The organism is Streptococcus huangxiaojuni (assembly GCF_040930515.1).
In the GTDB taxonomy this organism is placed as follows: Bacteria; Bacillota; Bacilli; order Lactobacillales; family Streptococcaceae; genus Streptococcus; species Streptococcus huangxiaojuni.
In genome coordinates, this window is sequence record NZ_JBFQEG010000042.1 from 1 (window position 1) to 7,290 (window position 7,290).

Annotated in this window: 4 protein-coding genes and 1 pseudogene; 3 read left to right on the forward strand and 2 right to left on the reverse strand. The window is 42.9% G+C overall.

The window, feature by feature from the left end; genetic code table 11:
* The first annotated feature begins 134 nt into the window (after window positions 1-134).
* Entirely contained in the window at window positions 135-2,819 is a 2,685-nt protein-coding gene (locus AB3329_RS11405; RefSeq protein ID WP_368396279.1) for a cation-translocating P-type ATPase, read from the forward strand.
* Between the two features lie 164 nt (window positions 2,820-2,983).
* On the opposite strand, the gene AB3329_RS11410 is transcribed toward AB3329_RS11405, so the two are convergent.
* Window positions 2,984-3,850, reverse strand: a complete 867-nt coding sequence (locus tag AB3329_RS11410; protein WP_368396281.1) for a metallophosphoesterase — start codon at window positions 3,848-3,850, stop codon at window positions 2,984-2,986.
* A 199-nt stretch (window positions 3,851-4,049) separates the two neighbouring features.
* On the opposite strand from AB3329_RS11410, the gene AB3329_RS11415 reads away from it, so the two are divergent.
* Both AB3329_RS11415 and queG read left to right on the forward strand, forming a co-directional pair.
* Complete coding sequence (locus tag AB3329_RS11415; RefSeq protein ID WP_368396282.1) at window positions 4,050-4,706, forward strand: HAD family hydrolase; 657 nt, start codon at window positions 4,050-4,052, stop codon at window positions 4,704-4,706.
* A 281-nt stretch (window positions 4,707-4,987) separates the two neighbouring features.
* Window positions 4,988-6,112, forward strand: a complete 1,125-nt coding sequence (gene queG / locus AB3329_RS11420) for a tRNA epoxyqueuosine(34) reductase QueG (protein WP_368396284.1) — start codon at window positions 4,988-4,990, stop codon at window positions 6,110-6,112.
* 936 nt (window positions 6,113-7,048) lie between these two features.
* Here the strand turns inward: queG and AB3329_RS11425 are convergent.
* Window positions 7,049-7,290 (reverse strand): annotated as a pseudogene (locus tag AB3329_RS11425) (IS110 family transposase); the annotation flags it as partial.

Here is a 7,290-nt window from a genome sequence, read left to right on the forward strand (position 1 = left end):
AGGAGAGAAAGAAACAACCATGAGTCCATTCCATGACTCTATTGTTCTGGAAAACCTTGCAATAGTCAAGCTATAAAATTGTTAACACTTGGGATTGAAAATCCCCATAAACTTATTTTACGAGGAGAGGTATTTTGTCAAAAGAACAAAAGAAAGAAAATTTTTATACACAAGATGTGGCGTCTGTTCTTTCTGCTTTGAAGAGTTCTAAAAAAGGGCTGACAACGCAGGAAGCACAGCAGCGTTTGGCTGAGTATGGACGCAATGAATTAGATGAAGGCGAAAAGCGTACTCTTTTAGCCAAATTTATTGACCAATTCAAGGATTTGATGATTATTATCCTCTTGGTTGCAGCAGTGCTGTCTGTCATTACTTCGGGCGGCGAAGGAGTGACAGATGCCATTATTATTCTGGCTGTTGTTATTTTGAATGCAGCTTTTGGGGTTTACCAAGAAGGACAGGCTGAAGCGGCTATAGCAGCCTTAAAATCAATGTCCAGTCCTTCGGCACGTGTTCGCCGTGACGGCCATGTTAAAGAGGTCGATGCAGCAGACTTGGTCCCAGGAGATATCGTGATGCTGGAAGCAGGTGATGTGGTGCCGGCTGATATGCGGCTTTTAGAAGCCAACTCGCTCAAGATTGAAGAGGCCGCCCTTACAGGAGAATCGGTTCCTGTGGATAAAGATTTAGGGGCAGAGATTCCGGATGATGCCAGCATCGGTGACCGTCTGAATATGGCATACCAAAATTCAAATGTGACTTACGGCCGTGGTATGGGTTTGGTTACCAATACTGGTATGTATACTGAGGTTGGCCATATTGCCGGTATGCTTGCAAATACGGATGAAACGGATACCCCTCTCAAGCAAAACCTCAATCAGCTGTCTAAGATCTTAACCTATGTTGTGGTTGCTATTGCCCTTATCACTTTTATAGTTGGTGTTTTTCTTCGCGGTCAGGAAGTGCTGACAGGCCTAATGACTGCTGTGGCGCTTGCTGTAGCAGCAATTCCTGAGGGACTCCCGGCTATTGTGACGGTTGTTCTGTCATTAGGGACGCAGACATTAGCTAAACGCCACTCTATTGTCCGCAAACTTCCTGCGGTTGAAACATTGGGGTCGACAGAAATCATTGCTTCAGACAAAACAGGGACACTGACAATGAATCAAATGACTGTTGAAAAAATGTATTACAATGGTCAGCTGTATGATGCTAATGATGATATTGAGCCTGATAATATGGCTCTCCGCGTTATGAATTTTGCTAATGACACTAAGGTGGATCAAAAAGGGAAACTTATTGGGGACCCTACAGAAACAGCACTTGTCCAGTATGGTTTTGATCATAATTTTGATGTGCGGGAAGAGCTGAAGGCTGAACCGCGTGTAGCAGAACTTCCTTTTGATTCTGACCGTAAGCTTATGTCAACTGTTCATAAACTGGGGGACAGCACATTTTTAGTGGCTGTTAAAGGAGCTCCGGATCAGCTGCTTAAGCGTGTGACGCAGATTGAGGAAAACGGTGCTGTCCGTGCTATTACAGAAGCGGATAAGGACACAATTCTGGCAGCTAATAAATCACTTGCCAAACAAGCTCTGCGCGTGCTGATGATGGCCTACAGATATGAAGACACCATTCCGGAACTGGATTCAGAAGCTATTGAAAATAATCTTATCTTTGCCGGTTTAGTCGGTATGATTGATCCGGAACGTCCGGAAGCTGCAGAGGCCGTCCGTGTAGCTAAAGAAGCTGGAATCCGTCCGATTATGATTACCGGAGACCATCAGGATACAGCAGAAGCCATTGCCAAGCGTCTGGGGATTATTGAAGCTGATGACAGTGAGGACCATGTTTTTACCGGTGCAGAGCTGAATGAACTGTCAGACGAAGACTTTCAAAAAGTTTTCAAACAGTATTCTGTTTATGCTCGTGTATCGCCTGAGCATAAGGTGCGAATTGTCAAAGCTTGGCAAAATGAAGGCAAGGTTGTTGCCATGACAGGCGATGGTGTAAATGATGCTCCATCCCTTAAAACAGCCGATATCGGTATTGGTATGGGGATTACAGGGACTGAAGTGTCTAAAGGAGCATCCGATATGGTGCTGGCTGATGATAATTTTGCGACAATTATTGTAGCGGTTGAAGAGGGGCGCAAGGTCTTCTCTAATATTCAAAAATCAATTCAGTACCTCCTTTCGGCCAATATGGCTGAGGTCTTTACCATCTTCTTTGCCACCCTTTTTGGCTGGGATGTTTTAGAACCTGTTCATCTGCTGTGGATTAATTTGGTAACCGATACTTTACCAGCTATTGCACTGGGAGTAGAGCCGGCTGAACCGGGAGTTATGAAACACAAACCGCGCGGCCGACAATCCAGTTTCTTCTCAGGTGGTGTGATGGGAGCCATTATTTATCAGGGAATTCTGCAGACGCTGCTGGTTTTAGGGGTTTACGGCTGGGCCATTATTAATCCTGAACATGCCGGCAACCAAGCTATACATGAGGATGCCCTGACTATGGCTTATGCGACGCTGGGCTTGATACAGCTGGTCCATGCCTTCAATGTCAAATCGGTTTATCAGTCTATCTTTAAAGTGGGACTCTTTAAGAATAAACTCTTTAATTGGTCCATTCCTGCAGCATTTATCCTTTTGATGTCAACAATTGCTATTCCGGGCTTCAACACTTTCTTCCATGTTGCCCGTTTGAGTCTGACACAATGGGGAGTTGTAGTCATCGGCAGTCTTATGATGGTTCTTATTGTTGAACTTGTTAAGGCTGCGCAGCGAGCTGCCGGTCAAGATAAAAAAGCAATTTAAAACTGCTAAGTAAGACCGATTTAAATACCTCACTGCTTAAGCTGTCGGCCCTTGCTTGATTGGAACAGAAGACTGACAGTCTTGCATTAAAAAATACTGAATTATGCTGTTTTAAAACCCTTCTGAGCTTTATTCTTATTAAGCTCAGAAGGGCTTTTCTGTTTTTATTCAAGCAAAAAAACAGTCATTGACCGCCTAAATTCTTCAGCCAGATGCTCTTTTTTATAAGCTAAAAAATCTTTTTGCTTTTTTACGGCATTGTAACGTTTGCTCAGATTCCATGTGCCACTGGGATTGTAGATGGGGTGCTGATTGACAAAGTCAATGGTCAGATCCCATTCACGGATGTAGCCTAAAGGTCGGGAATGGTAGGCAATACCGTCAATAGTTTGACTGCCATAGGATCTGTGAGCGTGTCCGAAAACCACATCTGAAACAGCATATTTTTTAAAAATATCATGAAAGACTTGACTGCCTAAAAAGGCGTTAAAGGGCCTGAATTTTTCATGGGTCATGGTAAACTGCCGATGCGGCACAAAATGCATGCTGACAATAAGCTGATGGTGAGGACTAAGATCTGCCAGAGTTCTATCAAGCCGCTGAGCAGTTTGCACAGTCAGCTCCTTATCTGTCATGCCGCGTTTAAGCCTTCTGTCAAACCAGAATGTTTTTTTTAATTTGAGGTTCTCGCTTTCTGTCCTGTCAGGATAAAAAGAGTAGTCATACCAGCCATGAAAGGCGAGGAGTGTCCTGTTTCCAAGCGGAACAACTTGGAAATCCAACTGTTCAATTTCGCGCTCTGAAAGATCCAGCATATCGTGGTTGCCTAAATTATAAGTAAGGGAAAAATGTTCAGCCAATTTTTCTATAAAAGGCAGAGAAATAGTATAGAAATGATTGGACATATCACCGTTCAAATGCAGATGGCTAATCCTTTCTTTTTTCAGCACGGCAATAAGTGTATCGGTTTCAAAGTCACCGAACTGATTGAGATCTATATGCAGATCACTGATAATAGCGAGTTTTGTCATAGACTTATTTTAGCAAAAAAACGGCAATAATGCTTTTTTGGCAAACAGAGAGCCGCTCCACTTGGAGAGCTGCAAAAAAGCAAATGAAATGAAGCGAAACTGCCTTTTTTATTGTTCATGCCAAGTCTCTTGCTTATCAGATAAAATGGGACAGGGAATCCGATTATATGATAAAATAAAACAGAAAAGAGGTTTACAGATGATTAAAGCAGTGATTTTTGATATGGACGGTGTTTTATTTGACACTGAAAGTTTTTATTTTAAGCGTCGAAAGAAATTTTTGGCTGAAAAGGGTATCTCTATTGATCACTTAGAAGCCAGAGATTTTGTCGGCGGCCGGCTGGACCAGATTTGGAACAGGATATTGGGTGATTTGTCTTCTGATTATGATACAAAAAATCTGGAAAGACAGTATATTTTGTATAAAGAGGAACATAGAGCTCCCTATGAGCAGCTGATTTTTCCCGATACCAAGCAGGTGATTGAAAAGCTGAAGCAATCAGGTATCCGTTTAGCCTTAGCATCAAATTCTGAATATGGCGATATATTTTTTGCACTGGATAGTGTAGGGCTAAAAAACAGTTTTGACCCCATCCTTTCAGGCAGTGATTTTACAGAAAGTAAACCGGATCCAGCTATCTACAATAAAGCTTGTGACTTGCTGGGTTTTGATAAGAAAGAAATTGTTGTAGTGGAGGACAGTTTAAAGGGGATAGCTGCCGGAAAAGCTGCCGGATTGCGTGTGCTTGCGATTCGCGATCATTTATTTGACCTTGATCAGTCACAAGCTGATTTTCTTGTTGATTGCCTGAGCCAAGTGCAGAAATATATTGCAGAAGAAAATGAAGGAAGGTGAGACCAAAATTGGTCTATCCCTAAGCGGTTGATTTTCCTTACCACTCTGCCTGCAGGTTTAAAAACTCGAATCTGCTTGTTTGACAAAGAAAAGAAGGTAAGGATTTGGGATTTTTTGTCTAAAATGCGAGCTGTAGATCCGTGAAGTGACTGGAATTTTTTTAAGGATTGGTTCTGCAGTCTTTGACCTCTTTGCTGGGGCAGTTAAAATGATGGTTTTTAGAAAAAAAGAAGCCACAGATCAATCTTGCAGTCCCTAGCGTTTTGCTTTAGAATAATGTTATGGATATCAAAGGAGAAATTAAAAAACTGGCTGCCGATATCGGCATTTCAAAAATCGGCTTTGCAAAAGCGGATAATTTCGCTTATCTAGAAAAGTCTCTGCGGCTGGCTGTTGAAGAGAAGCGAAATTCAGGCTTTGAACATAAAGTAATCGAAGACCGTCTTGATCCCAAACGCTCACTTGCTTCTGCCAAGACGATTATTGCTATTGCTGTCGCTTATCCGCATAAACTGCCGTCTAAACCGCCTAAGACTCAGTACCGACGCGGGAAAATATCCCCAAATTCCTGGGGCACAGACTACCATCATGTTTTACAGGAGAAGTTAAATCAGCTGGCTGTAGGGATCGAGGCGCTCTGCGCAGATTTTCCTTTGGAACACAAAGCCATGGTTGATACAGGAGCTTTAGTTGATACAGCAGTCGCCAGACGGGCAGGAATCGGTTTTATCGGTAAAAATGGTTTGGTCATTTCTAAAGAATTCGGTTCTTATATGTATTTAGGAGAATTGATTACAAATTTAGACCTTGAACCTGATCAGCCGGTTGATTATGGCTGCGGTGACTGCAGACGCTGCCTGGATGCCTGCCCAACTTCCTGTTTGCTTGGCGATGGGACTATGAATGCCAGACGCTGCCTGTCTTTTCAGACACAGGACAAGGGCATGATGGATTTGGAATTTCGTAAAAAAATCAAAACGGTTATTTACGGCTGTGATATCTGCCAAATCTGCTGTCCCTATAATAAAGGGATTGTGAATCCTCCTGCCAGTGCTATTGACCCAGACTTGGCTATGCCTGAGCTGCTGCCTTTTCTGGATTTGAGCAACAAGTCTTTTAAAGAAAAATTCGGTCAGCTTGCTGCAGCCTGGCGTGGCAAGAATATTCTGCAGCGCAATGCGATTATCGCCTTAGCTAATATTCACGACAAAAGTGCTCTGGTTAAACTGCTGGAGATTATTGATAAAAACAATAATCCTGTCCATACGGCAACAGCTATTTGGGCAATCGGGGAGATTGTCAGAGAACCGGATGCTGCACTGCTGGATTTTTTGCATCAACTGAATCTTAAAGAAGCAGACAGTCAAAAAGAATTGGCTTTAGTATTTGCAAAATGGCAAAAGTAACATTTTTATGATAGACTAGTAAAATAGGTAGAGCTCCAGAATGTTACTCATTTTTTGTGTTTCTTACTGGAAATTTACCTGTCTTTACAGAGCTATTATCGTTATAAAAATTGAACACGGCCTAAAATCCTAGTGAAAAAGATGGCTGTCAGCGTGATGCAAGCATCACTTGCCATCCCCTATTTTCATACGGATTTTTAAACGGCCTTTGTATCTTATTAATTGAACACGGCCTAAGAGCTGTGCAGTGAAATCATCCAGTGGATGATTTCAGCCCGAACCTAGAAACGGGAGAGTGAGGGGCTGGAAATTTTTGTCGTTACTTAGTTACCGTCAGCCGTAGCCGTCTGAAGGCTTTGCAGTCTTTACAGCCTGCCGCACCCTTCTAGCCGTCTTGGCAGGGGCGCGCAGACGAAATCAAAGATTTCTGGCTTACCGCCAGCCGTAAACGACTGAAAGCTTTGTCGCCTTAACAGTCGACTGCACCCTTCTAGTCGTTCTGGCAGAGGTGCGTCTGCGAAATCAGAGATTTCGGACTTACCGTCAGCCGTAAACGTCTGAAAGCTTTGTCGCCTTAACAGTCAACCGCACCTTTCTAGTCGTTCTGGCAGGGGTGCGCCTACGAAATCAAAGATTTCTGGCTTACCGCCATTTTTGCTGTGAGCTTTTAACGCCCTTTGTATCTTGTTGAATTGAACACGCCCTAAAATCCTAGTGAAAAAGATGGCTGTCAGCGTGATGCCAGCATCACTTGCCATCCCCTATTTTCATACGGATTTTTAAACGGCCTTTGTATCTTATTTTTAAAGTCTAGTGGTAAAAAGTCAAGATAAAGTTGTCAAAACTTTAGTTAACTTTCAGTAAACTAGGGTGCACTAAAAACACCTAGCGAAAAATGACATTTTTCACTAGCTTGACCAAGGACATGTGCAGATACTAGCTATCTTGCATAGGCCTCCTTGGTGGCGTATAGAGTTGGCGGTTGCGTAGTAGCGCATCCACCAGACGCACAAATTTTCTAGCGGTTAAGACGATGGCTCGTTTGTGTTGGTGTTTAGGAACTTCTTGATACTTCTTCTTGTAAAAGGCTTTGTATTCGTCATCATAGCGCCTCACCGAGTTGGCGGCTTCAACTAAGTAATAACGGAGATAGCGATTGCCTCGTTTGACAAGGTCAG

Bases quoted from the DNA above. Each gene is read 5' to 3' on its own strand.
- queG (WP_368396284.1), top strand. From the start codon at position 4,988: ATGGATATCAAAGGAGAAATTAAAAAACTGGCTGCCGATATCGGCATT.
- AB3329_RS11415 (WP_368396282.1), top strand. From the start codon at position 4,050: ATGATTAAAGCAGTGATTTTTGATATGGACGGTGTTTTATTTGACACT.
- AB3329_RS11410 (WP_368396281.1), bottom strand. From the start codon at position 3,850: ATGACAAAACTCGCTATTATCAGTGATCTGCATATAGATCTCAATCAG.